The organism is Streptomyces sp. B5E4 (assembly GCF_039871555.1).
In the GTDB taxonomy this organism is placed as follows: Bacteria; Actinomycetota; Actinomycetes; order Streptomycetales; family Streptomycetaceae; genus Streptomyces.
Map to the genome: position 1 here is coordinate 186,376 of NZ_JBDPMI010000011.1, position 26,995 is coordinate 213,370.

25 protein-coding genes and 1 tRNA gene are annotated in these 26,995 nt (G+C 72.4%); 18 read left to right on the forward strand and 8 right to left on the reverse strand.

Annotation, left to right across the window (positions count from 1 at the left end):
• The first annotated feature begins 103 nt into the window (after window positions 1–103).
• From ABGA99_RS17260 to ABGA99_RS17290, 7 genes are all read left to right on the forward strand, one after another.
• A complete protein-coding gene (locus ABGA99_RS17260; RefSeq protein WP_347578649.1) occupies window positions 104–1,312 on the forward strand; it encodes an MFS transporter in 1,209 nt (402 codons plus the stop codon).
• Window positions 1,309–2,487 carry an amidohydrolase family protein gene (locus ABGA99_RS17265; protein ID WP_347578648.1) on the forward strand — a complete coding sequence of 393 codons (1,179 nt, stop codon included), beginning with the start codon at window positions 1,309–1,311 and terminating at the stop codon, window positions 2,485–2,487. Before ABGA99_RS17260 ends, ABGA99_RS17265 begins: the two co-directional genes overlap by 4 nt.
• Window positions 2,480–4,555 (forward strand): BTAD domain-containing putative transcriptional regulator, encoded by a 2,076-nt coding sequence (locus tag ABGA99_RS17270; protein ID WP_347578647.1) that lies wholly within the window; start codon window positions 2,480–2,482, stop codon window positions 4,553–4,555. The genes ABGA99_RS17265 and ABGA99_RS17270 overlap by 8 nt, the downstream gene beginning before the upstream one ends.
• 37 nt (window positions 4,556–4,592) lie before the next feature.
• A complete protein-coding gene (locus ABGA99_RS17275; RefSeq protein ID WP_347578646.1) occupies window positions 4,593–4,781 on the forward strand; it encodes an FXSXX-COOH protein in 189 nt (62 codons plus the stop codon).
• A 4-nt stretch (window positions 4,782–4,785) separates the two neighbouring features.
• Window positions 4,786–5,952, forward strand: a complete 1,167-nt coding sequence (locus ABGA99_RS17280; RefSeq protein WP_347578645.1) for an FxsB family cyclophane-forming radical SAM/SPASM peptide maturase — start codon at window positions 4,786–4,788, stop codon at window positions 5,950–5,952.
• A complete protein-coding gene (locus tag ABGA99_RS17285) occupies window positions 5,949–7,292 on the forward strand; it encodes an HEXXH motif domain-containing protein (RefSeq protein WP_347578644.1) in 1,344 nt (447 codons plus the stop codon). Before ABGA99_RS17280 ends, ABGA99_RS17285 begins: the two co-directional genes overlap by 4 nt.
• A 177-nt stretch (window positions 7,293–7,469) precedes the next feature.
• Window positions 7,470–7,820 carry a hypothetical protein gene (locus tag ABGA99_RS17290; RefSeq protein ID WP_347578643.1) on the forward strand — a complete coding sequence of 117 codons (351 nt, stop codon included), beginning with the start codon at window positions 7,470–7,472 and terminating at the stop codon, window positions 7,818–7,820.
• A 617-nt stretch (window positions 7,821–8,437) separates the two neighbouring features.
• Here ABGA99_RS17290 and ABGA99_RS17295 read toward each other — a convergent pair.
• Both ABGA99_RS17295 and ABGA99_RS17300 read right to left on the reverse strand, forming a co-directional pair.
• On the reverse strand, window positions 8,438–8,992 hold the full coding sequence (locus ABGA99_RS17295) for a transposase (protein ID WP_347578642.1): 555 nt from the start codon (window positions 8,990–8,992) through the stop codon (window positions 8,438–8,440).
• Between the two features lie 556 nt (window positions 8,993–9,548).
• Window positions 9,549–10,136 carry a helix-turn-helix domain-containing protein gene (locus tag ABGA99_RS17300; protein ID WP_347578641.1) on the reverse strand — a complete coding sequence of 196 codons (588 nt, stop codon included), beginning with the start codon at window positions 10,134–10,136 and terminating at the stop codon, window positions 9,549–9,551.
• Window positions 10,137–10,248: 112 nt separating this feature from the next.
• Between ABGA99_RS17300 and ABGA99_RS17305 the strand changes: the two genes are divergently transcribed.
• Entirely contained in the window at window positions 10,249–11,142 is an 894-nt protein-coding gene (locus tag ABGA99_RS17305) for an NmrA/HSCARG family protein (RefSeq protein ID WP_347578640.1), read from the forward strand.
• Here ABGA99_RS17305 and ABGA99_RS17310 read toward each other — a convergent pair.
• Window positions 11,053–11,913 carry an IS3 family transposase gene (locus ABGA99_RS17310; protein ID WP_347578788.1) on the reverse strand — a complete coding sequence of 287 codons (861 nt, stop codon included), beginning with the start codon at window positions 11,911–11,913 and terminating at the stop codon, window positions 11,053–11,055. The genes ABGA99_RS17305 and ABGA99_RS17310 overlap by 90 nt on opposite strands.
• Window positions 11,914–12,548: 635 nt before the next feature.
• Window positions 12,549–12,633, reverse strand: a tRNA-Leu gene (locus ABGA99_RS17315).
• 144 nt (window positions 12,634–12,777) lie between these two features.
• Here ABGA99_RS17315 and ABGA99_RS17320 point away from each other — a divergent pair.
• The 3 genes from ABGA99_RS17320 to ABGA99_RS17330 all read left to right on the forward strand — a co-directional run bounded on the left by ABGA99_RS17320 (window position 12,778) and on the right by ABGA99_RS17330 (window position 15,471).
• On the forward strand, window positions 12,778–14,112 hold the full coding sequence (locus ABGA99_RS17320; RefSeq protein ID WP_347581430.1) for a M20/M25/M40 family metallo-hydrolase: 1,335 nt from the start codon (window positions 12,778–12,780) through the stop codon (window positions 14,110–14,112).
• A 183-nt stretch (window positions 14,113–14,295) separates the two neighbouring features.
• Window positions 14,296–14,529, forward strand: a complete 234-nt coding sequence (locus ABGA99_RS17325; protein ID WP_347581431.1) for a chaplin — start codon at window positions 14,296–14,298, stop codon at window positions 14,527–14,529.
• 141 nt (window positions 14,530–14,670) lie between these two features.
• Window positions 14,671–15,471 (forward strand): chaplin, encoded by an 801-nt coding sequence (locus tag ABGA99_RS17330; protein ID WP_347581432.1) that lies wholly within the window; start codon window positions 14,671–14,673, stop codon window positions 15,469–15,471.
• Window positions 15,472–15,659: 188 nt separating this feature from the next.
• On the opposite strand, the gene ABGA99_RS17335 is transcribed toward ABGA99_RS17330, so the two are convergent.
• Window positions 15,660–15,848, reverse strand: a complete 189-nt coding sequence (locus ABGA99_RS17335; protein ID WP_026276372.1) for a DUF5703 family protein — start codon at window positions 15,846–15,848, stop codon at window positions 15,660–15,662.
• A gap of 47 nt (window positions 15,849–15,895) precedes the next feature.
• Between ABGA99_RS17335 and ABGA99_RS17340 the strand changes: the two genes are divergently transcribed.
• Window positions 15,896–16,654 carry a hypothetical protein gene (locus tag ABGA99_RS17340; RefSeq protein WP_347581433.1) on the forward strand — a complete coding sequence of 253 codons (759 nt, stop codon included), beginning with the start codon at window positions 15,896–15,898 and terminating at the stop codon, window positions 16,652–16,654.
• Window positions 16,655–16,717: 63 nt separating this feature from the next.
• Here the strand turns inward: ABGA99_RS17340 and ABGA99_RS17345 are convergent, their stop codons facing one another.
• Both ABGA99_RS17345 and ABGA99_RS17350 read right to left on the reverse strand, forming a co-directional pair.
• Window positions 16,718–19,063 (reverse strand): helix-hairpin-helix domain-containing protein, encoded by a 2,346-nt coding sequence (locus ABGA99_RS17345; protein ID WP_347581434.1) that lies wholly within the window; start codon window positions 19,061–19,063, stop codon window positions 16,718–16,720.
• A complete protein-coding gene (locus ABGA99_RS17350) occupies window positions 19,060–20,067 on the reverse strand; it encodes an aldo/keto reductase (protein WP_347581435.1) in 1,008 nt (335 codons plus the stop codon). The genes ABGA99_RS17345 and ABGA99_RS17350 overlap by 4 nt, the downstream gene beginning before the upstream one ends.
• 123 nt (window positions 20,068–20,190) lie before the next feature.
• Between ABGA99_RS17350 and ABGA99_RS17355 the strand changes: the two genes are divergently transcribed.
• On the forward strand, window positions 20,191–21,240 hold the full coding sequence (locus ABGA99_RS17355) for an LLM class F420-dependent oxidoreductase (protein WP_347581436.1): 1,050 nt from the start codon (window positions 20,191–20,193) through the stop codon (window positions 21,238–21,240).
• 186 nt (window positions 21,241–21,426) lie between these two features.
• Window positions 21,427–22,215, forward strand: coding sequence for a ferritin-like domain-containing protein (locus tag ABGA99_RS17360; protein WP_347581437.1), 789 nt, complete (start codon window positions 21,427–21,429; stop codon window positions 22,213–22,215).
• Between the two features lie 50 nt (window positions 22,216–22,265).
• Here ABGA99_RS17360 and corA read toward each other — a convergent pair whose 3' ends face one another.
• A complete protein-coding gene (gene corA / locus ABGA99_RS17365) occupies window positions 22,266–23,264 on the reverse strand; it encodes a magnesium/cobalt transporter CorA (protein WP_347581438.1) in 999 nt (332 codons plus the stop codon).
• Window positions 23,265–23,320: 56 nt separating this feature from the next.
• Here corA and ABGA99_RS17370 point away from each other — a divergent pair, with 56 nt between their 5' ends.
• The 4 genes from ABGA99_RS17370 to mshC all read left to right on the forward strand — a co-directional run bounded on the left by ABGA99_RS17370 (window position 23,321) and on the right by mshC (window position 26,977).
• Window positions 23,321–24,046 (forward strand): histidine phosphatase family protein, encoded by a 726-nt coding sequence (locus tag ABGA99_RS17370; protein ID WP_347581439.1) that lies wholly within the window; start codon window positions 23,321–23,323, stop codon window positions 24,044–24,046.
• A gap of 85 nt (window positions 24,047–24,131) precedes the next feature.
• Entirely contained in the window at window positions 24,132–24,722 is a 591-nt protein-coding gene (locus tag ABGA99_RS17375; protein ID WP_326795000.1) for a DUF3090 domain-containing protein, read from the forward strand.
• A complete protein-coding gene (locus ABGA99_RS17380; protein ID WP_347581440.1) occupies window positions 24,686–25,594 on the forward strand; it encodes an SCO1664 family protein in 909 nt (302 codons plus the stop codon). The genes ABGA99_RS17375 and ABGA99_RS17380 overlap by 37 nt, the downstream gene beginning before the upstream one ends.
• 153 nt (window positions 25,595–25,747) lie before the next feature.
• Window positions 25,748–26,977: a cysteine--1-D-myo-inosityl 2-amino-2-deoxy-alpha-D-glucopyranoside ligase gene (mshC, locus tag ABGA99_RS17385; RefSeq protein WP_347581441.1), complete on the forward strand. Its 1,230-nt coding sequence runs from the start codon at window positions 25,748–25,750 to the stop codon at window positions 26,975–26,977.
• The last annotated feature ends 18 nt before the right edge of the window (window positions 26,978–26,995 follow it).

The following is a 26,995-nucleotide window of genomic DNA, read 5'->3' on the forward strand; positions in this document are numbered from 1 at the left end:
ACTAACAGTTGAAGATTTCAACCAGCCGGGTAGGCTGGCAAGGTAGTTGAATAGTTCAACTGTCGGGGCGGGGGCGCCGGCCGTGTCGGCGAGGGAGGTTCCTATGAACGCGAAGTTGTTCGCGCTCGCCTCCGGCAACTTCGTTGTCGGGGTCTCGACGTTCGTGATCGCGCCCATGCTCGGGCACATCGGCGCGGACCTGGACGTCAGCCGGACAGCCGTCGCGCAGCTCGTCGTGGTGTACGCACTTGCCTACGCGCTCGGCGGCCCGGTGCTCACTGCGCTGGCCGGGCATCGGCCGCCACGGCAACTGCTGTTCGTGGCGCTGGCCGTGTTCGGCGCCGGCAACGGCCTGACCGCGGTCGCGGCGAACTTCCCGGGTGCGGTCGCGGCGCGCGTGCTCGCCGGCGTAGGCGCCGGTGTATACACCGCCAACGCACTGGCGGTCGCGCGCCGACTGGCCCCCGGTGACCGTCAGGGACGTACCGTGGCCGTGGTCGTGGGCGGACTGACGACGGCGATCGTGCTCGGCCTTCCGCTCGGCGCGTGGCTCGGCGGCGCGACCAGTTGGCGGCTCGTGCTCGGCCTGGTCTCGCTGGTCGCAGTGCTGCCCATCGCCGCGATCCGGCTGCTGCCGGCTTTCGGAGATTCACCCGCGGTACCGCTCGCCGCGCGCGTCGCACCGCTGCGCGACCGGCAGGTGCTGGCCACGCTGCTGGCGACCTGGCTGTGCCTGACGGCGAGCTGGACGGTCTACAACTTCATCGACGAGGCGCTGCTGGAGGCCACCGGAGGCGACCCGGACCGCCAGTTCCCGGCGCTGCTCGTCTTCGGCGTCGGCGCCGTGGTCGGCAACCTGCTCGCCGGGCGGCTGGCGGACCGCTTTGGCCCTGACCGGACGATCGCGGTGGTGGCTCCGGGACTGGTCGTGGCGGTCCTGGTGGTCCCGCTGGCTGCGCTCGCCATGCCGCCGGCGCTGCTGAGCGTCGGGGCCTGGGCGATGCTGCACTGGATGGTCAACGTTCCGCAGCAGATGCGGGTCGTCGCCGCCGCGCCAGAGGCGGCTCCCGTCGTCCTCGGTCTGCACCAGAGCACCATCTACCTGGGCATCAGCGCCGGTGGCTTCGTCGGCTCGCTCGGCTACGGACTGGCGGGCCGAAGCGGCATCGGCTACGCCGCCTTCCTCACCGGACTCGCGGCGTTGACCGCCCTGTGGTGGTCCTTCCGCACGCGCCTCCCCTCCAGACCACTCCCACCCCCCACTCCCACGCACACGCAAGCGCCGAGGCGGAAGAAGGCAAGAAGGTCATGACGGATCGAGTCACCATCACCGGCGTACGGGTCTTCGACGGCCGACGGTTGTCCGAGCCACGCAGTGTCGTCATCGCCGACGGTGTGATCGGCACCGGCCACGACGACACCGACCGTTCCGGAGGCGACGTCGTGACAGCCGACGGCGGGGTGCTGCTGCCGGGCCTGATCGATGCGCACGTTCACCTCGGCGGCCGTCAGACTCCGGACAGGCTCTGCTCGTACGGCGTCACCACGGCGCTGGACATGTCGAGCTACCCCGCGCAGCGGATGGCCGCGCTGCGGGACGCCCCGCGCGGGGCCGACGTGCGCAGCGCCGGCACCCCGGCCATCGGGCCCGGCGGCCTGCACGCACGTATCCCCACGATGCCGGCCGACGCCGTGGTGACCCACCCCGGCCAGGCCGAGCCGTTCGTCGCCGCGCGGCTGGCCGAGGGCAGCGACTACATCAAGATCATCGCCGACCCGGGCGACGGCGGTCCGGACCAGCCGACCGTCACGGCGCTCGTCCGCGCGGCGCACGCCCGCAACGTCCTGGTCGTGGTGCACGCGACGTCCCGGGACGCCGTCCTCCAGGCCCTCGACGCCAGCGCGGACATCGTCACCCACCTCCCGCTCGGCGCACCGCTGGATCGCCCGGTCGTGGACCGCCTCGCGGCCGACGGCCGCATCGTGGTGCCCACCCTCACCATGATGGAAGGCATCGCGGCAGGCATCGGCCGGCCGGAGGCCTTCAGGGGCACCGGCCGCAGCGTCGCTCTGCTCCAGCAGGCCGGGGTTCCCGTCGTCGCCGGCACCGACACCAACGACACCGCCGGCGTGCCGTTCCAGCCCGAGGGCGGCACCAGCCTCCACCACGAGCTGGAGTTGCTGGTCGGCGCCGGGCTGAGTGCCGCCGAAGCGCTCCACGCGGCGACGGGCCTGGCGGCTCAGGCCTTCGGCCTGACCGACCGCGGTTCCGTCGAGGCGGGGCTACGGGCCGACTTAGTCCTCATCGACGGCGATCCGCTGTCCGACATCCGCGCCACCCGGAACATCCGCCGTATCTGGTGCGGCGGTGTGGAGCGTACGCCGGCCGGCAGCCCGACTCCGAAGAGCGGGAACCGGAGCGACCGCCGGCCGGGGACCGCGGGACACACGCCCGTGTACGAGAAGAAGGCTGACGAGGATGCCTGACCTGCGGCTGCTGGGGCCGGTCGAGCTGAGCGACGCCGCCGACCGCCGGTACCCTCTCGGGCCGCCCCAGCAGCGGTGCTTCATGGCCGTGCTCGCGATGACCCCGGGGCGGCTGGTGCCGGTGGAGACACTGATCGCGCGTGTGTGGCGCGACGAGCCCGCCAGGGACATGCGCGACGTCGTCTACACCTACGTCTCGCGGCTGCGCCGGACGCTGCGGCAGGCAGAAGAGGGAGGAACACCAGCGCCGGAGATCCGCCGGGACAACGGCGGGTACGTGCTGACCCTCGAGGACGCGAACGTGGATCTGCACCGTGCCCGGGGTCTGGTCCGCCAGGCCCGGCAGCAGCAAACCGGCGACCCCGTGCGGTCGGCGGAACTGCTCGGCGAGGCAGCCGCGCTGTGGCGCGGTACCCCGCTGGCCGGGTTGCGCGGACGGTGGGCGGAGCAGATGCGCGTAGCACTGCAGCTCGAGTTGGTGACGCTGCTGACCGAACGCTACGACCTGGAGCTGCGGCTGGGCCGCCATGCACAGTCCGTGGTGGCGCTCTCGGCCGAGGTGGCCGACCATCCGCTGGCGGAGCCGCTGACCGGGCTGCTGATGCTGGCGCTGTACCGATCCGGCCGGCAGGCCGACGCGCTGCAGGCTTACTCCCGAACCCGGGACGTGCTCGTCCAGAGGATCGGCGACGAGCCCGGCCCGGAGCTGCGCCGGCTGCACGAGCAGGTGCTGCGCCGAGACCGGGCGCTGGAGCAGGGCCCAGACCTACGGGGCCGGCCGGTGGACCGGCGAGAGCGGATCGGAGAGCCTTACCCCGCCATCCGCACGTCCGTCAGGGACGGCTCGCCCGACGCCGCCGTGGCCGGGTGCCCGGCGCAACTTCCTCCCGACGACGCCGGGTTCATCGGGCGCGGGGCGTACACGGAACGCCTGGACCGGATGGGGGAGGAGGCAGCCGGCCCGTCGCGCGGCGCGGCGGTCTGCGTCATCGCGGGCAGCGCCGGGGTGGGAAAGACCGCCCTGGCCCTGCACTGGGCACACCGGGTGGCCGGGGCTTTCCCGGCCGGGCAGTTGTACGTCAACCTGCGCGGCTACGCGGCCGCTGACTCCCCGACCGAGCCGGCCGAGGCGCTCCACGGCTTCCTGCAGGCACTCGGGGTCCCTGACGACCAGATACCGCAGAGTACAGACGCCCGCACGGCGCTGTTCCGCAGCCTCCTGGCCGGACGGCGGTTCCTCGTCGTGCTGGACAACGCCCGCGACACCGATCAGGTGACACCACTACTACCCGGAGCTTCCGGCTGCGCCACCGTGGTCACCAGCCGTCGGCAGATGCCCTACCTCGTCGCCACCACCGGCGCGGACCAGATCATCCTCCCGCCGTTCAGCCCTGAGGAGGCGCGGAGCATGCTCTTCCAGCTGAGAGGGGAGGAGCGCGCGGAAAGCCGGGAACAGGCGGTGGCGGAGGTCGTCGGCAAGGGCGTACGACTGCCGCTGGCGCTGCGCCTCGTCGCGCCGCATCTCACCGCCCCGCCAGGGAATACCCGTGCCGTACCGGCAGAGGGTGCACCGCAGGTGTCCGGCAGCGCTTCCGCCGCCGACATCCGAACGGTGTTCACCTGGTCCTACGGTCACCTCAGCCCCGCGGCCGCCCGGCTCTTCCGCCTGCTCGGGCTGCATCCGGGACCTGAGCTGAGCACCGATGCCGCCGCCGGTCTGGCGGGCCTGGACCCCCGGCGGGCCAGACCGCTGCTGTCCGAACTCACCCGCGCCGGTCTGTTCACCGAACCGGCCCCCGACTGGTTCACCGTGCACGACCTGCTGCGCGACTACGCCGCCGAACTGGCCCGCACACACGACACCGCAGACGACCGCCAGGCCGCCGTACAACGGGCCCTGGACCACTACGTGCACTCGGCCCACGCTGTGTGCCGCACACCTGCCCGCTCCACCCGGCCCGGGGATCCCGGTGCCTTGCCGGCCGGTGCCACCCCTAGGACCAGGACCGGCCCGGTCAAGGTTTGGGCCGAGGATCCGTCAGGGTGCGGCGGGCACGATGTGCGGTGAGGACGCCACATCGTCGTTTCGTCGAAAGGAGGCACACGTGACGACATACGTCACCGAGCCGCTTCCGGATCTGCTCGGACTCAGTGTGCGGGAGCTGCGCCGACTTGAGCACCCGGTGCTCACCGAGGTGCTTGAGGACATGCAGGCCCGCGTGGACAACCCCGCCACCCAGATCTGGTTCTTCCAGCAGAGTGCCCCTCTGGGCTGGCCCATCATCTGGCCGTAACACGGTGGACTCGACAGGCGACCCGGTGCCGGTCGCGCAGGTTGTGCCCTTCCGGCAGTTCATCGTCAAGGTCAACAGCCGCTGCAACCTCGCCTGCCGGTACTGCTACATGTACTTCGCCGCAGACCAGGGCTGGCGGGACCAGCCGGTCACCGCGTCGCCGCGGATGCTGCGCCAGATGGCCCGGCGCATCGGTGAGCACGCGGCCCGCCACCGGCTGCCCGCCGTCTCCCTCGTGCTGCACGGAGGCGAGCCGCTGCTCACCGATCCCGAAATCCTGGGCGCGTACGTCCAGGACGTGCGCGAGCAGGTGCCCGACGGCTGCGAGGTCTTCGTCACCTTGCAGACCAACGGCGTGCTGCTCACCGAAGACCGGCTCCATGCGCTCGCTCGCCACGGCATCCGCGTCGGACTGAGCATGGACGGCGGGCTCGCCCACCACAACGACCAGCGGGTGGACCACGCAGGCCGGCCCTCGTGGCCCGCGGTCGAACGGGCCGCGCGGATGCTCGCCGAGCCCGGTCACCGCGGGGCCTACGCCGGGGTGTTGTGTGTCATCGACCTGGACGCGGACCCCGTCGAGGTCTACGAATCACTGACGGCGTTCGACCCGCCGGCCCTCGACTTCCTGCTCCCGTACGGGAACTGGACCAACCCGCCGGCCGGACTCCCGGCCGCACCCGGGGACCCCGCACCGTACGGAGACTGGCTGTGCGCCGTCTTCGACCGGTGGTGGCGGGCCGACCGCCGCCGCACCCGCATCCGCTTCTTCGAGGAGTGCATCGCAGCGCTGCTCGGCCGGCCCGCCCTCAGCGAGGTGTTCGGGCTCGAAGCGTTCGCGGCCGTCGTCGTGGAGACGGGCGGCACCATCGAGCAGGTCGACGCCCTCAAGACAACCTACCCGGGTGCGGCGGCCACCGGACTCGACGTCTTCGCCCACAGCTTCGACGATGTCCTCGACCACCCGGGCGTCACGGCCCGGCATGCCGGGCCGGACGCACTGGCCGAAGAGTGCCGACGCTGCACGCTGGTCGACACCTGCGGCGGTGGGCACTACGTCCACCGCTACCGCGCCGGCAACGGCTTCCGTAACCCCTCGGTGTACTGTGCCGACCTCCAGCGGATCATCCGGCACGTCACCCACGCTCTCCACGAGGTGACCACGTCATGACCCGAACTCTCACCCGCGGCCTGACCACCGCACAGATCCGCCAACTGGGCCGTGCCGACGGCGACGACGAGACACTCGCCGTTCTCGTGGCCGCTCAGCAGACCAAGCGCCTGCTCCTGTTGCGCATGCTCTTCGACGTCATGCCCGCCGCACCCCCACCCGCCGCGGCCCTGGCCGCACGGCACGCCGACCTGATCGAGACCGCCGAGCAGCACGCTGCCGGAGCCGTGCGCGATGTGCTCCAGTACCCGCTCGTCGGGCCCTGGCTGGAGCACTGCATCAACCACCTGAAGAACGGACCGGAGGACGAAGCAGTCCGTGACCTCGCCCACCTCGGCGGAATCGCCACGGCCACGGCGGCACGCGCCGGCCTGTCCTTCACCACCGCCGCCACCGTCCACGGCGCACACCTGGCGCTGCCCACCGTGGGTTTGTTCCGCCTCTCCGTTCCCGACGGATCCGCCGTGGACATCGCGGGAGAGGACGGCGTGCTGGTGCTCACCGGCGCCGGTGAGCGGCCCGTCGAAGTGTGCCGGGACGACGCCGGGGATTGGCACTCGGGCGACCCCCGCTGGCTGCCGCTGCGCTCCCTGGACGGCGGGCCGCGCCCCGTCGCGCTGGACGACCTCCATCCGAACCTCGACCTGGGAGCGCTGCCCGTCCGCGGGGCAGTCGGCGGCCAGGCCTCGTACGAACGCTGGCACCAGCTCTGGGAAGGTGCGCTTCCGCTTCTGCGCGGTACCGGCCGCGACCGGTTCACCGCGCTCTCCCTGCTGTCCTGCATCGTGCCCCTGGGATCAGCCACCGAGGAACCGGGCCGAGCGCGCTACGCCGGGACCAGCGAACAGGGCTTCGGCGCGGTGCTGATGATGACGCCGTCCAACGCGGTCGGCCTCGCCCAAGGGCTCACCCATGAGCTGCAACACGCCAAGCTCGGCGCGCTCAGCGAACTCATGCCGCTGCACGCCATGGACGCAGACAACCGCTACTGGGCCCCCTGGCGCCCGGACCCGCGGCCGTACGACGGACTGCTGCACGGCGTCTACGCGCACCTGGATCTTTCCGGCTTCTGGCACCGCGTGGCCCTGTCGACGGACGACGACGCCGTGCGAAACGAAGCCTGGTCCAAATACGCGGAGTGCTGGACCATGAACGACGCCGTTCTGTCGGATATACGCGACAACAGCACGCTGACGGACGCCGGACGGGTGTTCATCCAGTCGCTGGTGGAACGGCACGAACAGCTCGGCGGGGTCGGGGCCCCCGAGAAGAATCTGACACAGGCCGCCAAGGATATTTCTGACCTGCGCGCTGAATGGCTGGGGCGGAACGGGCGGTGATCAGAGCTGCGTGTGGTCGTCAATTCCGTCCGCCGCAGGGTGAATCCAGGTCGGACTTCGTCAAGGTTCCGTACCAGCGGGTGCCGATAGCGTATTGATCACGCGCTCCCGGCGGAGCCGGCCCACGTCCGCTGCCGAGCACCTTCCTACCGGCATCACACAGATATCAGGAGAGCGATGCGCATCATCTCAAGGACCCTGGGCGTCGCCGTCGCCACCGGGGGCATTGTGGCCGCTGCCGCCGCCCCGGCCCTCGCCGACTGCATTCCCTTCACGAAGGCGGCGGCCTGCACCACGGAGTCTGTCGTCGGCTCCGGCGCCCGGGCCACCCTCACCAGTTGCACGGACGCCGGCACGATTCGGGTGACGGGACAGTTGCAGAGCACCGCCGATGACGGCGAGTGCACGCGCCTGACCGTACGGATCGGCCGCTACAGCGACAACTGGACCGTGTGCGGCGAGTCGGAGAATGTCGACACCGGATACCAGACCGGAACGAGCGCCACCTACAGCCTGGCCACCATATAGCGGAGTTCTTCTCCGCTCCACCATCGTCGGCCTGAAGACGCCGCCCATACCCCCGTTAAGCGGCGCCGGGGCCGACATCAGGACCCCGGCGCCGCCTGAGCCCCCGTTCGGCGGCGCCGGGGTCCAACAAAGGCCGCCGCCTGGCCGACGGTGAGCCGCTGTCCACTCGATGACCACCTCGTCCGCCGCAAGCCCCTGACCACCCTGGGAATCGCGGCTACAACGGCCCCGACCCGAGGAGCCAGCCATCGCATCTCATCGCAGCAAGCCGGGCGGGCAGCGGCCCGAGCACATTGTGGCCCATACAGTCCAGAACTAGTAGGGGGGATTCCCCGACCTCGCGAGTTTGACGAAGATCGTGTGCTTCTCGCAATCCGCGACGAGTTCTGGGTTAAAGGCGACGCGGCGACGTCGATTGAAGTTCCCTCGTGATCTTGGACACTCGATGCTTACGCTGCGAGGGTGTGGCCTTGTTCGCGTCGCTGCCGTGTCTCCAGGGGTGTGAGATAGCCCCGGGTCGGGTGCTTGCGTAGCCGCTTGCGGTTGTGGAAGGTCTCGATGAATGTGAAGATCTCGGCGCGGGCGGTGGCCCGGTCCGGCCAGACCCTAGACAAGTCTCATCGTCCCAGGTCAGAAGCATTCTTCTGCATTCGGGTCCCCTCCAGAAGCCACCCGCCGCGAAAGCGCGAGGCTAGGTCGCGGCTGATGCCGCGTAAGGAGCGGCCTTCGGCGCGGCGGAGGTTCTGGACAGCTTGGTCGCGTTCGCGGATGGTGGCCACGATCCGGCGGGGCTGTCCACGGATGTCGAGGAAGCCGTCCGGCATCGCAGGTGGTTCCGGTTCGTTGGCGGCAGCGGCGGCTTCATGGGCGGAGCGGAGACAGCCGTAGTGCGCGGAGACCGTCTTCTCGACGGCCTTCGACAGGTTGCTCCATAAATGCCACACGTCAGCGACCTGGACCGCCTGCGGGGCAGCCTGGCTGGCGGCCTCTGCGTAGGCGGTAGCACGGTCCCGGCATACGATCTCCACCTCGGGATGGCCGGCGAGCCAGCGGGCCACCGGCCCGGCGTCCCGGCCGGGCAGGACGTCGATCGGCCGTCGGGCTTCGAGATAGACCAGGATCGTGGCGTAGGTATGCCCCTTGAGCAGGGCGAATTCATCCACCCCGAGCACACGGACCGCTCCCGGTTCTGGCAGGGGCGTGGTCCGAAGAAGTCGAAGGAGGTGTCCTTGGCCACCGTCATGCCGAGTCTTCTGGCGAGCCTGGAGCCCGGCCTGCCGGCCAGCACTTCGGCGACCCGGTTCAACTGCCCACGCAGTACTGACGTGTAGCGGGCATGCGGGCCGGCCAAACCCGGTATCGGCTCCGCGAACGTCACCGCCGGGCAATCGGCGGACAGGCACTTGAACGCCGTATGAGCAGCACAATCACCACCGGAACCCCGCCCAACGGGGCGTCTCTCAACCGCCGTTCGTACCGTCCATGGACCCGACCCGATCTTCCGCCACACCGCGGACAGCACGCCGAAGCCGTACGCGAACGCGTACGCAACATGACCAGGTCCGTATACCGGTCCACGGACTCCACGATCACACCGGCCAGATGCGCCAGGACCTGCTGCAAACCCCCTGAGCTGCACACGCACCGAGAACGATCAAGCAGCTGCCCCGTCACAAGATTAGCGACAGACCCGATGGACGTGCCCAGATGCCGGCTGCCCGACGCGCGTCAGGGAAGTGTCGGCGCTCTCCGGAACCCGTCCAGCGTGAAGGTCAGCAGTCGCTCGCCCTGGAGTTCCGAGCTCTGCTCGCTCGCCCACGCCGCCGCATTGACCAGTGCGAACACGTCCCGGGCGGTGAGGTCAGGCCGCACCTGCCCGGCCTCCCGTGCCCGTACGACGAGGGCGTCCCCGGCGGCGAGCACCGCCTGGCATGCCGCGTGCAGTTCCGAAGTCTCGTCCTCGACAGCCTGCATGAGGGCAGTGCCCAGCCCGCGGTAGAGCGTCGTGTGGACCAGGGCTTCGCGGATCCAGGCGGTCAGGCCGTCGAAGGGGGAGGCATCGGCGAGGAGTTGCTCGCCGGTCCCGGCCAGAACCCGCATCCGGTCGCCCAGCAGTGCCTCAAGCAGTGCGCGCCGGTTGGGGAAGTGGCCGTAGAGCGTGCCGTTGGCCACCCCGGCCCGGCGCGCGATCTCCTCCAGCGAAAAGTCCATACCGTGCTCGGCGAACGCCGCCGCCGCCTCGGCGAGCAACCGCTCGCGGTTGCGGCGCGCGTCCGCTCGCAGGGGACGTCGACGTGCAGGTGTACCGGTGCCCATGGGCGAACCTCTACTGGAAAAATCGAGACAGCCTCGATATCTTTTTCGAGACAGTCTCAGCTTACCGATGTCCGGAGACGGTGCCATGAGCCACCCCATCGAGCGTCCGCCCATGCCCGCAGCCACTGCGGGCAGTACCGGCAAGCCGATCCTTGTCGCCGGCGCCACCGGCCGGCAGGGCGGAGCCGCCGCGACCCGCCTGCTCGCCGACGGCTGGCCGGTCCGCATCCTCGTCCGCGACCCCGCCAGTCCCGCCGCCCGCAAGCTCGCGGCGGCCGGCGCGGAACCGCGCCGCGGCGACCTCGACGATCCCGACAGCCTCGAAGCAGCCATGGCCGGAGCCCACGGCGTCTTCGCCGTCACCCCGGACGACATGGACGGCGAACGTGAGATCCGGCGCGGCCGGAACCTCGCAGAGGCCGCCGCGGCGAGCGGCGTCGGCCACCTGGTCTTCGCCTCCGTCGGCGGCGCCGAGCGGGACACCGGAATCCCCTACTGGGAGTCCAAGTGGACCATCGAACAACACATCAAGGCCCTCGGGCTGCCGACGACCGCCCTCAGGCCCGTTCGGTTCATGGAGAACCACGCCACTCCCGGACTGCCGCTCGGCGGCATCTCCGCCGACGGCGTCCTGCGTCACCTCTTCGCCCCGGACACCCCCGTGCAACTGATCGCCGTCAGCGACATCGGCGCCTTCGCCGCCCACGCCTTCGCCGACCCCGCCTCCTACCTCGGCCAGGCCCTGGAACTGGCAGGCGACGAGTTGACCCCCGACGCCGCCGTGCGCCTCATCAGCCAGCACCTCGGCAGGGAAGTCACCTACAAGCAGGTCACGGCCGAGGATGACCACCTGTCCGAGCGTGCCAGGCGCACCATCACCAACCCACACGGCATCTGGCAGGCCGACATCCCAGCCCTACGCCGACGCCACCCCGCCCTCCTGGACTTCCCCGCCTGGCTGGACCGAGGCGGCGCCGACGCCATCGCCGCGCTCCTCGACGACTGATCCCACCCCGACCTGCCGGAACCGGAGGGGAGAGGCCGCGTCCAGGTGTTCGGCCAGCTTGAAACTGGTGTATTGGCTGCCCGCATCGCTGTGGTGTATCAACTCGCCGTGAACGTGGGGGTGTTCATCGCGGTCGCGCTGCCACAGCGCCATCTCCAGAGCGTCCAGGACGAGCCGGGTCTCCTTCGATGCCGCGGCGGACCAGCCGACGGTGCGGCGGGAGAAGGTGTCCACGACGAAGGCGACGTAGACCACCCCGGCCCAGGTAGCCACGTGCGTGAAGTCCGCGACCCAGCAGCGGTTCGGCGCGCTCGCGACGAAGTCGCGGTCCACCCGGTCCGGTGCCCGCTCGGCCTGCCGGTCCGGGATCGTGGTGATGACCTTCTTGCCGCGGACGGCGCCGGCGATTCCCGGCTCGCGCATCAGCCGTTCGACGGTGCAGCGGGCCACCGCGTGACCTCGCCGGTTCAGCTCTCGCCAGATCTTCCGGGCTCCGTAGACCAGGTAGTTGTCGCTGTGGACCTGCCGGATTAGCTCCTTGAGTTCCGTGTCCCGCACGGTACGGGCGGACGGGGTGGCCAGTCGTTTCTTGTGGGCGTAGTAGGTGGAAGGTGCGATCTTGCAGTCGTGCTCGGTGAGCGTCCTGCAGATCGGCTCGACCCCGCCGAAGCGGTCCCGGTGCTCGTCGATGAACGCTACGAGCGCGTGAGGATCTCGTTCGCCCGCTTCAGCTCGGCGATCTCCTTCTTCATCGCCTTGAGCTGGGCCGATTCCTACGTCGTCGTCCCCGGCCGCGTCCCCGCGTCGATCTCGTGCTGCTTCAGCAGTTCCGCAGCGTCTCGCGGGAACCGATGCCGAGCTTGTCGGTGACCGCTTGCAGAGCGGCCGTCTCGTTCGGGTAGTCGTCGCGCACCTCGGCGACCATGCGCACCGCACGACGGCGGAGCTCAAGCGGGTAACGGGAAGGTCGTGCTATGACTCGATCCTTTCATGAAATCGAGTCTCCATTCGACGCGGGGCGGTTCAGTCGTCTCCCGCCCCGCCGGCAGAAGAGGCCAAGCGAGTGATCGCCGAGTGCGACGCCAAGCTGACCCGCTACCGGGAGGCGCTGGAAGCCGGCACCGACCCGAAACTCGTCGCGCGATGGACCGACGAAGTGCAGGCCCGGCGTGCAGAGGCAGTTGCTCAGAGTGCCCAGAGTTCCGGGGAGCGCCCGATGACCAAGGAGGAGATCCACGCCATGATCAAACCGCTGGGCTCTATCAGGCGAGTCCTCGCCACCGCGGAGCCGGAAGCGAAAGCCGAGGTCTACCAGAACCTCGGCCTGAAGTTGATCTACCAACCCAAACGTCAACTGGTGCGTGTGGAGGCCAAGCTCGACCCACACCAGTTGGGGATAAGGTTCGTGTCCAGGGGGGGACTTGAACCCCCACGCCCTAATACGGGCACTAGCACCTCAAGCTAGCGCGTCTGCCATTCCGCCACCTGGACCGGTGGAAGCCGCGCGGGCGGGGCCCGCCGCGACGCGGTACACCCTAGCAAACCCGCGGGGTCCCGCGATCACCCCGCGGGTTGGGTCGGGGGGTCCGGCGGGGCAGGATGGGGCGTGGACCCCGAACGTGCCAGGGAGGCATCGTGAGCCAGCCGGAGAACGCCCGTGGCGGCACCGTCGAGCGCGCGGAGAGCGAGGTCGTCGACCTCTGCCGTGAGCTGATCCGGATAGACACCAGCAACTACGGCGACCACTCCGGTCCCGGGGAGCGGGCGGCCGCGGAGTACGTGGCGGAGAAGCTGGCCGAGGTGGGTCTCGAGCCGGAGATCTTCGAGTCGCACCCCGGGCGGGCGTCGACCGTGGCGCGGATCGAGGGCGAGGACTCCTCGCGGCCCGCGCTGCTCATCCACGGCCACCTCGACGTCGTACCGGCCAACGCCGCCGACTGGACCCACGACCCCTTCTCCGGCGAGGTCGCCGACGGCTGCGTCTGGGGGCGGGGGGCGGTGGACATGAAGGACATGGACGCCATGACCCTCGCCGTCGTACGCGAGCGGCTGCGCACCGGCCGCAAGCCCCCGCGCGACGTGGTGCTGGCCTTCCTCGCCGACGAGGAGGCCGGCGGGCTCTACGGGGCCAGGCACCTCGTGGACACCAGGCCGGAGCTGTTCGAGGGCGTGACCGAGGCCATCGGCGAGGTCGGCGGCTTCTCGTTCACCGTGAACGAGGACGTACGGCTGTACCTCATCGAGACCGCGCAGAAGGGCATGCACTGGATGCGCCTGACGGTCGACGGGACCGCCGGGCACGGCTCGATGACCAACCGTGACAACGCCATCACCGAGCTGTCCGAGGCCGTGGCCCGGCTGGGGCGGCACGAGTTCCCGGTGCGGCTGACCAAGTCCGTACGCGGCTTCCTCGACGAGCTCGGCGACGCCCTCGGCGTCGAGCTGGACCCCGAGGACATGGACGCCACCCTCGCCCGGCTCGGCGGCATCGCGAAGATCATCGGCGCCACCCTCCGCAACACCGCCAACCCCACCATGCTCGGCTCCGGCTACAAGGTGAACGTGATCCCCGGGCAGGCCACGGCGCACGTCGACGGCCGCTTCCTGCCGGGATACCAGGAGGAGTTCCTCGCCGACCTCGACCGGATCCTCGGCCCGCGCGTCAAGCGCGAGGACGTGCACGCCGACAAGGCGCTGGAGACCACCTTCGACGGGGCGCTGGTCGACGCCATGGCGACGGCCCTCAAGGCGGAGGATCCGATCGCCCGCGCCGTGCCGTACTGCCTCTCCGGCGGCACCGACGCCAAGTCCTTCGACGACCTCGGCATCCGCTGCTTCGGCTTCGCGCCGCTGCAGCTGCCGCCGGAGCTGGACTTCGCCGGGATGTTCCACGGGGTCGACGAGCGGGTACCGGTCGCGGGTCTGCAGTTCGGCGTCCGGGTGCTGGACCGGTTCCTCGACGCCTGCTGAGCTGGGGTTTCTCCCGGACGGAGGTGCGGTCGCGGGCAGGTGACGTACGCCGTCGAATCGACCACCTGTGCCAAACGGACTGAAACGGGTGAATGGCACGATAAGTGCGTAGCCCGATACCTGCCTCGTCGTTGCATTGGGTGCGGTCCGCTGCTGGGGCCGCACCGTCAACGAGGAGGAAGAATGATCAAGAAGGTTGTCGCCGCGGCGGCTGCCACGGGCGGTCTCATGCTCGCGGGCGCCGGCGTCGCCGCCGCCGACTCGGGTGCTCAGGGCGCTGCCCTGCAGTCCCCGGGCGTGCTGTCCGGCAACGTCGTGCAGGCCCCGATTCACATCCCCGTGAACGCCTGCGGCAACACCGTGAACGTGGTCGGGCTGCTGAACCCGACGTTCGGCAACACCTGCATCAACAAGTGACGTTGAACCTCCCGTAAGGGGGGTGACCGTACGGCCCCGGGGCGCGCTGAGCGTTCCGGGGCCGGACGGGCTTTTTGGACGAGCGGGACGGGGACGGCCCGCCTGCTCGAGTACCCAGAGCTCAGAAGGCAGGAAAGACCCATGCGACATGTCGCAAGGAAGGGCCTGTTCACCATCGCCGCCGCGGGCGGCATGCTGGCCGCCGTAGGCGGCGCCACGGCACAGGCCGACGCGGGCGCCCAGGGCGCCGCGCAGAACTCCCCCGGCATCGCCTCCGGCAACACGGTTCAGGTGCCGGTGAACGTACCGGTGAACGCGTGCGGCAACACGGTGGACGTCGGCGGGGTGCTCAACCCCGCGGTCGGCAACACGTGCGTCAACGACGGCGGCGGCACGAAGCCCCACGCCGCGGAGACCGGCGGCGCGGAGACCGGCGGTACGGAGACCGGCGTCGGTACGCAGCCCGACGCCGGCAGCCAGACCGGCGGCCATCCCGCGGGCGGCGGCGCCGCGGCCCAGGGCCAGTCGTCGCAGTCCCCGGGCGTGCTCTCCGGGAACACGGTGCAGGTGCCCGTCGACGTACCGGTGAACGTGTGCGGCAACTCCGCCAACGTCGTCGGCGTCGCCAACCCCGCCATCGGCAACGAGTGCGGCAACGGTGCCATCCCGAAGCCGCCCGAGCCCGAGGAGCCGCCGACCGCGGAGGAGCCGAACCGGCCCGACCGGCCGGACACCCCCGAGCGGCCCGACACCCCGGAGGAGCCCAAGGAGCGAAGCCACACCCCGCCGAACCACGAGACGCACGCCGCGCCGGTCTCCGAGCCGGAGCAGCTCGCGGAGACCGGCTCCGGCATCCCGCTGGGTGCCCTCATCCCGCTCAGCGGCGGCCTGCTGCTGGGCGGCGCGGTCCTCTACCGCCGCGCCCGCGCGTCAGCGGCCTGATCGAGCCGGCCGCCCCGACCGGGCGGGAAGCTTGATCAAGTAGTCGGCGGCAGGGGCGGGTCCGGACAGCCGGACCCGCCCCTCCGTCGTCTCCGCCGCGGCTCGGCGCCGTCCGGCGCCGGCCCGCTGGGCGGGTGGAAACCGCAGGTCGGCGGCTTATCCACGCGAGGGACGGGCTTCCGCGGGCCTCACCATGTCGCTCGCACCTGTCTGATGATCCGGCGCCGCAGCCGCGCCCTGCGGCTGCCGTCGGGATACAGCCTGAGCCGGTGCAACTCCCAGTGCCCGTACTCGGCTTGGTCGGTCAGGAGCCTCGCCGCAGCGGCCCGTGAGACTCCCCGCGGCACATAGACATCACGAAACTCGTATTCCGGCATCGCATCCATTGTGCGGAAAGTGCCTCGCTCCGGATAGCGTCTGCACTATGTCTGATGCTGCGCAGCCTACGGCTGCCGAGGTACGCGCCGCCGCGTCGGTGCTGAAAGCCGCGATCGACCGCCACCTCGAAGCGGTCGAGCGCCGGTCCGGCGAGGAGGGCTCTGCCGTCTATGCCGCCTTCGAGGAGCTGGCAGCGGCAGCCGAGGCGTACGACGAGGTGTTGTACGAGGTCCACGACGAGGTGACCCCCTTCGAGATCCCCAGCAGCGACACGCTGCCCGCCTACACCGGGCCCGACGAACCGGGGGCGCTCAGCGTCCTCATCCGCCGGGACTACACGGTGGCGGAGCCGCACCGGTTGCTGGCTCAGGCACAGCGCATCGCCGACCTCGACCCGGATGTCGCGGGCGTGGACGACGCGGACGACCGGGAGGCCGTGGGCAGCAGCCTGACGGCGGCGGTCGGGGTGCTCTTCGGCGAGTTCGAACCGGACGAGATCGCCTCGCGGCACCGGGAGTTCGGCCTCTCCGAGGGCGACTCCGCGGTCTGGGTGGCGGCGGCGGAGGAGCCGGCGGAGCCGGGGGAGTGGCTGTCGGCGCCGTTCGACCAGGTCGATCCCGAGCTGGTGATCTGCCGCTTCGACGTCAGCGCGTCGTTCGAGGACGAGCTGGACTTCGACGCGGACGACGAGGCGGACATCGAGGACGAGGACGTCGAGGCGCGGGAGGACGACCGGGTGGTCGACGCGCTCGACGAGCTGGACGACGGCGACGACGAGCTGGAACGGGTGGACACGGGCCGCTGAGGGCGGCGCTGCGGGCCCGGCGCGGACGCGCCGGGCCACGGCCGTCCGGTGCCGGTCGCACGCTCAGGCTCGCGTCTGGGCGTCGAGCAGGCCCCGCAGCCGCGTCGTACGCCGCGGTGCCGGCACCTCCGCGAGGCGCCGGGCCAGCACGGGGCCCGCGCCGTGCACGACGGACAGGTGCCGCTCGCCGCGGCTGAACGCCGTGTACGCCCAGGCACGGCTCAGCGCCGCCTCCGCGTCCCCGGGCACGACGACCACCGCGGCGGGCCAGCGCCGCCCCGCCGCCTGGTGCGCGGTCAGCGCCCAGCCGTGCCGTACGGCCTCGGCGACCCGGTCCGGCCGGACGGTGACGGCCGTGCCGTCGCAGTCGAGGTGCAGCCCGGCGTCGTCACCGGAGGTGACCAGGCCGGGTACGGCGGTGCCGGGGGCGGGGACGTAGACGACGCGGTCGCCCGTGTCGAAGCCGCCGAACGTGCCGGGGCCGGGGTTCAGCCGCTCCTTCAGCGCCGCGTTCAGCACCCGGGTGCCGGCGGCGCCGCCGTGCCCCACGGCGATCACCTGCGTCTGTGCGGCGGGCACCCCGAGAGCGCGCGGCACGGAGTCCGCGACGAGCTGCACCGTGCGGTGCACCGCCTCGCCGGGGTCCTGCACCGGGACGATCACGACCTCCTTGCCGGGCGCCGCCACGGCCTGCAGCTCGCCGGCGCCGACGCCGGAGACCAGCTCGCCGATCGGGCCCGGGTCGGGGGTACGGGACGTGACCTGCGGGCAGACCCGCGCGGCGGCGACGTCGGCGTAGACCCGGCCGGGTCCCGCGGACTCCAGCAGCCCGGGGTCGCCGCTGAGGACCAGCCGGGCGCCGTCGGGAAGGGCCTCGACGAGGGCGGCGGCGGCCTCGGCGTCGAGCTGCGGCGCGTCCAGCACGGCCAGCACGTCGACGGCGAGCAGCCCGTCCGCGTCGCGCCCGGGGCCCTCCCGACCGGAGAGCAGCCCGCGCACGGTCACGGCGCCGGCGTCGGCCGGGTCCGCTCCGGGCGCGGGGTGGTCCCCCGGGCCGGCGGCCTCCGAGCCGGTGGCCGCCGCGGCGAGCAGGCCGGCCAGCCGGGTGCGGCCGTCGTCGGTGTGGGCGGCCGCGTACGCGCGCAGCCCCAGGGCGCGGGCCGCGGCGACCAGCGCCGCCGGTTCCGCGCGAGCGGCCTCACCGCCGCTGTGCAGCACGAGACCGCTGCCCGCGGCGGCACGGATCAGCTCCGCGGCGGAGGGCGACGGCGCGGCGCCGGCCGCGGTCTCCCACGCGCCCGCGCCCACGGCCCGGACGGCGGTTTCCCCGCCCTGCCCGTCGGCGTCGTCCTCCGCCGGACCCGGGGGCGGCGTGAACGTGCCGACGAGCCGGGACAGGCCGTCCGCCAGGCTCTCCTCCGCCATCGCGTAGCGCTCCAGGCCGAGCAGCAGCCGTACGGGGACCTCCTCCTCGCCGTCCTCCTCGCCCTCGGGGGCGGGGGCCGACGCGGGCGGCTGCCCGCGCTCCTCGCGCTCCTCGAAGACCAGCACGCCGCCCGTCGACGCCGCCTCGCGCAGCGCCTCCTCGGCGTCCGGCACCCCGTACCCCTCCAGGGCCTCCGCCAGTGTCGGGAACTCCAGCGCGGTGTGCCCCCTGAGGGCCGCCTGCGTCAGCAGCCAGCCCACCAGCGCCTCCACCCGGCGCTCGTCGCCGGGCTCCGCGGACTCCAGCAGCCCGCGGGCGAACTCGTCGGCCTGCGACGGCCGTACGCCCGGCACCGCCAGCAACTGCCACGGGTCCGTACGCAACAACTCCGCCGCGCCCTCGCCGAACTGCCCGGCGACGCGGGCCGCCGGACCCTCGGGGGCGCCCGCCCCGGCGAGCAACTGCCGTACGGCGGCCACCGCCTCCGCACTCGGCTCCGGCGGACGCGCCGCCTGCGCCGGCTCGGCACCCGCCTCAGCGCCGGGCACCGGCCTCGTCCCGGCCGGTGGCTCCGCGCGCCGTACGGGCCGGGGCGCGGGCGCCCGCGCGGGAGCGGGGAAGAACGCGGTGGCGTCACGCTCGCCCCGCTCCACGGCCCGCACGGCGGCCAGCAGCTCCGCCGCCTTCCCGGTCAGCGCGGTCCCGCTCTCGACGGCCGCAGCGGCCCGTCGCGGGCGCTCCCCGCCGCCGTCCGCATCCCCGCCGCCGTCCCCGGCCGCCGCACCCGCGTCGGCCGCCGCACCCGCGTCGGCCGCCGCACCCTCATCGGTCTCCGCGCTCGCGTCGGACTCGTCCCCGCCGGTCCCGCCCGGCTCCCCGCGCACGCCGGACTCCACGCCCCCGCCGTCGTCCCCCGCAGCCGCAGCCCCCGGCCCCGTACCGCCCCCCGCCGCCGTCTCCGCGGCCTCCGGTGCGTCGTTCACAGCGTGCTCCAGTCCTGATCGGGATAGCGGTGCACGGGCGCCGACACGTCGTCGAGCGCCTGGCAGATCTCGTCAGGAAGCGTAAGACCCTCCACCGACAACGCCGCCGACAACTGCTCGGCGTTGCGCGCCCCGACCAGCGGCGCCGTCACCCCCGGCCGGTCCCGTACCCAGGCGAGCGACACCTCCAGCGGCGTCACGGCCAGCCCGTCCGCCGCCGTGGTCACCGCGTCGACCACCCGGCTCGCCTCCTCGTCCAGGTACGGCACGACGAACGGGGCCAGGTGCTCCGAGGCCAGGCGCGACCCCGGCGGCGTGGCGTCGCGGTACTTGCCGGTCAGCACGCCGCGGCCGAGCGGGGACGACGGCAGCAGGCCCACGCCCAGGTCCAGGGCGGCCGGCAGCACCTCCCGCTCCACCCCGCGCTGCAGCAGCGAGTACTCCATCTGCGTCGACGCCAGCCGCGTCCGAGCGCCCGCCGCGCCCACGCCACCGCCCGCGGCGCCCGCGAGCTGCCAGGTCGCGGCCTTGGCGAGCTGCCAGCCGCTGAAGTTGCTCACGCCCGCGTAGCGCGCCCGTCCGGACGCTATGGCGGTGTCGAGGGCCTGGAGGGTCTCGTCCAGCGGCGTGTACGGATCGAAGGCGTGCACCTGCCACAGGTCGACGTAGTCGGTGCCCAGCCGCTCCAGCGAGGCGTCGAGCGCACCGAGCAGGTGCCGCCGGGAGGTGTCGAAGCGGCGCTCGGGGTCGGGCACGCTGCCCGCCTTCGTGGCGACGATGATGTCCCGCCTCGGTACGAGGTCCCCCAGCAGGCGTCCCAGCAGATACTCCGCGCCGCCGTCGGCGTACACGTCGGCGGTGTCGACGAGCGTCCCGCCGGCCTCCCAGAACGTCTTCAGCAGTCCGGCCGCCTCGGGCTCTCCGGTGTCCCGCCCCCAGGTGAGGGTGCCCAGTCCCATGCGGGAGACGCGAAGGCCCGTGCGGCCGAGTTGCCTGTGCTCCATGGGCGTTGAGATTACTGGGGACGGCGCGCTGCGCGGCGCGGACCGTCGCGCTAGAGTCGCACAGATATATTACCCACCGGTACGAAACCTCGGCGCGAGGCGCCGGAGAGCAGGGAGGCCCGCATGCGGCTCGGGATCAACCTCGGCTACTGGGGCGCCGGCATGGACGCCGACAACCTCGCCGTCGCGCAGGAGGCCGACCGCCTCGGCTACGACGTGTGCTGGGCGGCCGAGGCATACGGCTCCGACGCGGCCACCGTGCTGAGCTGGGTCGCCGCCAAGACCGAGCGCATCGACGTGGGCTCCGCGATCTTCCAGATCCCGGCCCGCGCCCCCGCCATGACCGCGATGACCGCCGCCACCCTCGACTCCCTCACCGAGGGACGCTTCCGCCTGGGCATCGGCGTGTCCGGGCCGCAGGTCTCCGAGGGCTGGTACGGGGTGGAGTTCGGCAAGCCGCTCGCCCGCACCCGCGAGTACGTGGAGATCGTGCGCAAGGCGCTGTCGCGCGAGCGGCTGGCGTACGCGGGCGAGCACTGGACGCTGCCGCTGCCCGGAGGGCCCGGCAAGCCCATCAAGCTGACCGTGCACCCCGTACGCGAGCACATCCCCGTCTACATCGCCGCCATCGGCCCGAAGAACCTGGAGCAGACCGGCGAGATCGCCGAGGGTGCCCTGCTCGTCTTCTACTCGCCGGAGCACGCCGAGGAGACCACCCTGCGCCACGTGCGCGCCGGGCGGGCGAAGGCGGGCAAGGACCTGGCGGGCTTCGACATCGTGCCCACGGTCCCCCTGGCCCTGGGCGACGACGTGGCCGCGCTCGCCGACGTCTTCCGCCCGTACACCGCCCTCTACGTGGGCGGCATGGGCAGCGCCGAGCAGAACTTCTACAACCGCCTCGCCGGGCGCATGGGGTACGAGCGCGAGGCCGCCGAGATCCAGTCCGCGTACCTCGCCGGCGACAAGGCCGCCGCGGCCGCCGCCGTGCCGCAGGAGCTGATCGACGCCACCACGCTGCTCGGCCCGGTGGAGCGGATCGCGGACCGGATGCGGGCGTACGCGGAGGCGGGGGTGACGTCCCTGTCGCTGGCGCCGTCCGGGTTCACGCGCGAGGAGCGCATCGCGGGCGTACGCGCCGGAGTGGAGGCGCTGGAGCGCGCCGGCCTCGCCTAGCCCCGCGGCCGTGGTGGGGGCTCGGGGCCCTCCCCGCCACGGCCGTCGCCCCCTCCCACGCACCGTCCTCGTACAGGTGACGTATCGCCCGCATGGCGGAGGGTGCGCACCGCGGTGTTGCGTCAAGGGCATCCCCGTCATTCACTCGGATACGGGTGTATTCCGGCAGTGAAAGGCGACGGTGACATGCTCTCGGCCAAGGACCTGTACCAGGAGATCCTCGACAACGACGACACCTTCCGGCTGTTCTGCTCCATCGCCGCCGCCGGGGAGGCCCAGGGCGGCTGGGAGAACGCCCGCATCTCCGTCCTCGTCCCCGACTCGTACCGGGAGCTGGCCCCCAAGGTGGCCCGGCACGGCGCCGACGAGGACAAGCACGGCCGCATCTTCCAGGCGCTGCTGAAGAAGCGCGGCCTGGAGCCGGTGGACGTCCCCGGCGAGACCGACTACACGATGCTGCTGGAGGGCATCGGCATCGGCCTCGCCCACGACCAGCTTCGCCGCGACGGGCAGCTCACCGAGTCCGACATCATCACCTACCTCGCGCACAGCAGGGTCACCGAGCAGCGGGCGTCGGACCAGATGCGGATGCTCCTCAAGTACTTCGGCGACCATCCGGACATCGGCCGCGCGGTGCGGATGATCTCCCACGACGAGGACAACCACCTCGCGTACTGCCACGAGGAACTGCTCACCATGGCCGCGCAGGGGCACGGCAGGCGTGTCCAGGCCGCCCTGCGCGAGGCGGCGCTCGCGGAGATCCGGGTCTACCGGGACGTGAGCCACGCGGTGATGTCCCACATGGGGCGGATCCTGAAGTGGTCGCGCGCCAGACGCGCGCTGCTGTCCGCGGGCATCGACGCGGTGTACGCGTACGAACGCGCCGGCGGCTGGCGGCGGATGGTGTCGCTGCGGATGCCGGAGCGCCGCGACGCGCTCGGCGGGCCGCCGCGCACCGCGACCGAGTTCGCCTGACGCGAACGGCACGCGGCCGCGTACGGCACCCGGCCGGGGAAGCGCGGCCCTCAGCGCCCGTCGCCCCCCAGCCAGCCGCGCCTGCGGAAGAACAGGTACAGCCACAGCACCACCGACGCCATCACCAGCAGCACGGCCGGATACCCCAGCGTCCAGTGCAGCTCCGGCATGTGGTCGAAGTTCATGCCGTAGATGCTGCCGATGACGGTCGGCGCCGCGGCCATGGCGGCGTACGCGGAGATCTTCCGCATGTCGTCGTTCTGCTGCACCCCCACCCGCGCCAGGTGCGCGGCGAGGATGTCGGACAGCAGCCGGTCGATGGTCTCCAGGTGCTCGTTGACGCGCATGAGATGGTCGCCGACGTCGCGGAAGAAGGGCCGGGCCCGCTCGTTGACGAACGGCAGCCCGGCCCCCGCCAGCCGCCCGATCGGGTCGGCCAGCGGGCCGGTGACGCGCCGGAACTCCAGCGCCTGCCGCTTGAAGTCGTAGATCCGCCCCGCCGAGCGGCCGGTGTCGCGGCCGCCGGGCTGGAAGACCTCGGCCTCCAGTTCCTCCAGGTCGGTGTGGAAGTCGTCCGCGACGTCGAGGTAGTTGTCGACGACGGCGTCGCACACCGCGTACACCACCGCCGTCGGCCCGTGCGCCAGCACCTCCGGCTGCCCCTCCAGCCGGGCCCGTACCCCGCCGAGGGGGTTCGCCTCGCCGTGCCGCACCGTGACCACGAAGGAGTCGCCGACGAAGGTGTTGATCTCGCTGACGGTGATGGTGTCGGTGCTGTCGTCGTAGAGCACGGGCTTGAGCACGAGGAACAGCGCCGCGTCGTACACCTCCAGCTTCGGCCGCTGGTGCGCGGTGACCGCGTCCTCCGCGGCGAGCGGGTGCAGGCCGAGCCCGCGCGTCAGGGCGTCGAACTCCTCGCGTGACGGCTCGAAGAGCCCGATCCAGCAGAAGGTGTCCTCGTCCGCGCGCGCCTGCGCGAGCACGGCCGGGACGTCGGCGGGCGCGGGTACGCGCCGGCCGTGCCGGTAGAGCGCGCAGTCGACGATCACACCGTCATTCTTTCCCGAACCGTGCCGCCTGTCGCGCAGGACGTACGCTGGCTGCCATGCCGACCCTCCTCCTGCTCCGGCACGCCCGCTCCACGGCCAACGTGGACGGCGTGCTCGCCGGCCGCAGCCCGGGTGTCGGGCTGGACGAGCGCGGCACCGGGCAAGCCGCCGCGCTGCCCGCCCGGCTGGCCGCCCTGGCACCCGCCGCCGTGGTCACCAGCCCGCTCGAACGCTGCCGCGAGACGCTGAAGCCGCTGCTGGCCGCCCGCCCGGAGCTGCCGGTGCACGTCGACGAGCGGCTGACCGAGTGCGACTACGGCGAGTGGACCGGCGGCAAGCTCGCCGAGTTGGCGGAGGACCCGCTGATGGCCACCGTGCAGCAGCACCCCTCGGCGGCCGTGTTCCCCGGCGGCGAGACGATGCGCGCGATGCAGGCGCGCGCCGTCGAGGCGGTACGGGACTGGAACGCCACCGTGACCGCCGAGCACGGGCCGGAGGCGCTGTACGTGATGTGCAGTCACGGCGACGTCATCAAGTCCGTGGTGGCGGACGCCCTCGGGATGCACCTGGACCTCTTCCAGCGCATCGCCGTCGGCCCCGCCTCCGTCACCGCGATCCGGTACACGCCCCTGCGCCCCTTCGTGCTGCGACTCGGCGACACCGGTGCCCTCGACGGCCTCGCGCCGCCGCCTCCCGCGGCGGCGCCGGGGGCGGACGGGGCGCGGGAGAGCGCGGCGGACGCGTCCGCCGCGGAGGTGGGCGGCGGTGCCGGAGCCGGTTGATCCCCGATGATCAGCTCGCGCAGTAGGGTGGTCGGATCGGGCCCGCAGCGGATCCCGTTCAGGAGTCGAGTAATCGGAGCAGCACGTGCCGCGTGAGGTGTACTTCTACGACCCGCCGGACCGCTTCGTGGCCGGCACGGTCGGGCTGCCGGGGCGCCGCACCTTCTTCCTGCAGGCGTCCAAGTCCGGCCGTACGACCAGCGTTGCGCTGGAGAAGGCGCAGGTGTCCGCGCTGGCCCAGCGGATCGACGAGCTTCTCGACGAGGTCGTACGGCGCAGCGGCGGCACCAGCGACGTGCCGGCCGTCGCCCCCGCCGAGCTGTCCGACACCGCACCCCTGGACGCCCCCATCGAGGAGGAGTTCCGGGTCGGCACGATGGCGCTGGCGTGGGACGCGGAGAGCGAGCGGATGGTCGTCGAGGCGCAGGCCCTGGTCGAGTTGGACGCCGACTCCGACGAGGACCTGGCGGCGGCCGAGGAGGCGCTGCTGCAGGACGACGAGAACGGCCCGCCGATGCTGCGCGTACGCCTCACCGGGCAGATGGCGCGCGCCTTCGCCAAGCGGGCCAACGACGTGGTGAACGCCGGCCGGCCCCCCTGCCCGCTGTGCAGCCTGCCGCTCGACCCGGAGGGACACGTATGTCCGCGCCAGAACGGATACCGCCGGGGGGAGTGAGCCCGCTCGCCCTGGCATCCGACGAGGCCCGCGCGCTGCTCACCGGCGGCGAGCTGACCGTCACCGGACGCATCCGCGGCGCGTCGAACGCGGTCCTGTTCTGCACCGTCGCCCACGGCGGGCGCACGGCGGAGTGCGTGTACAAGCCGGTCGCGGGGGAGCGGCCGCTGTGGGACTTCCCGGACGGCACGCTGGCGCAGCGCGAGGTCGCGGCGTACGAGGTCTCGCAGGCCACCGGCTGGGGGCTGGTGCCGCCGACGGTGCTGCGCGACGGGCCGTTCGGCGAGGGCATGTGCCAGCTCTGGATCCCGCCCGCGGACGGGCACGACGGGCGGGACGGGCAGGACGAGGGCGACGAGAAGGACGACACGGCGGCGGCGCCCGGCGGCGCCGACCTGCTCGCCCTCGTCGACGGCGACGAGCCGGGACCCGGCTGGAAGGCCGTCGGCTACGCCGAGACCGGCGAGGGCCGCCCCGCGCTGCTCGTGCACGCCGACGACGTCCGGCTGCGCCGCCTCGCCGTCCTCGACGCCGTGATCAACAACGGCGACCGCAAGGGCGGCCACCTGCTGCCCGCCGCCGGCGGCCGGCTCTACGCCATCGACCACGGTGTGACGTTCCACACCGACGACAAGCTGCGCACCCTGCTGTGGGGCTGGGCCGGCGAGCCGCTGCCCGCCGAGGCCGTCGCCGTGCTGCAGCGGCTCGCGGCCGGCCTCGCCGCCGACGGGCCGCTGGCCGCCCGGCTGGCGCCCCTGATCACCCCGGCGGAGGTGGCCGCGCTGCGCGCCCGTACGGCCGCGCTGCTGGCCTCGGGACGGCACCCGGCGCCCAGCGGCGAGTGGCCGGCCATCCCCTGGCCGCCGGTCTGAGCCCGTCCTGGGGCCCGTACCGCCGGGCCCGCCCGGTTCTGCATCGACGCCGCGCGGGCATATTCCGTACGAACCCTCCCACCGCTGTCCGAAACCGCGGTCTCGCGCCGCCCCGGTCGTTTCCCCAGGCAACCGGCGGTTACGCTCGTTTACATGCATGCCTGGCCTGCTCCCGAGGTCCCGGTGCTCCCCGGCACCGGCCGCGACCTCCGCCTCCACGACACCGCGACCGGAGGGCTCGTCGCCCTCGATCCCGGCCCGGAGGCCCGCATCTACGTCTGCGGCATCACCCCCTACGACGCCACCCACATGGGGCACGCGGCCACGTACACCGCGTTCGACCTCGTGCAGCGCGTCTGGCTGGACAACAAGCGGCAGGTCCATTACGTCCAGAACGTCACCGACGTCGACGACCCGCTGCTCGTCCGGGCCGCCGAGACGGGCGAGGACTGGACCCAGCTCGCCGACCGCGAGACGGACCTGTACCGCGACGACATGACGGCCCTGCGGAACCTGCCGCCGCGCGAGTTCGTCGGCGCGGTGGAGGCGATACCGCGGATCGTGCCCCTCGTGGAGCAACTGCGCGACGCCGGCGCGGCCTACGAACTCGACGGCGACGTCTACTTCTCGGTCGAATCCGACCCCCGCTTCGGCGCCGTCTCCGGACTCGACGCCGCCACCATGCGGGAGCTGTCCGCCGAGCGCGGCGGCGACCCCGACCGGCCCGGCAAGAAGAACCCGCTCGACCCGCTGCTGTGGAGCGCCGCCCGCGAGGGCGAGCCGAGCTGGGACGGCGGCTCCCTGGGCCGCGGCCGGCCCGGCTGGCACATCGAGTGCGTCGCCATCTCGCTGGACCACCTCGGCATGAGCTTCGACGTGCAGGGCGGCGGCAGCGACCTGATCTTCCCGCACCACGAGATGGGCGCGTCGCACGCGCAGGTGCTGACCGGCGCGTTCCCGTTCGCCCACGCGTACGTGCACTCCGGGCTCGTCGCCCTCGACGGCGAGAAGATGTCGAAGTCCAAGGGCAATCTGGTCTTCGTCTCCCAGCTGCGCCGCGACGGCGTCGACCCCGTGGCCGTGCGGCTCGCGCTCCTCGCCCACCACTACCGCACGGACTGGGAGTGGACCGCTCACGGGCTGGAACAGGCGGAGCGGCGGCTGGCGCGCTGGCGGGACGCCGTCTCGCGGCCGGAGGGGCCGCCCGCGGAGGGGCTCGTGGAGGAGATCCGCGCCGCGCTGGCGGAGGACCTGGACTCGCCTGCGGCGCTGGCCGCCGTGGACCGCTGGGCGGCGCTGCAGCGCGCCGAGGGCGGTACGGACACGGGGGCGCCCGGCGTGGTCTCGCGGGCGGTGGACGCGCTGCTGGGCGTGGCGCTGTAGCGGGGCGGGCGGGCCGGC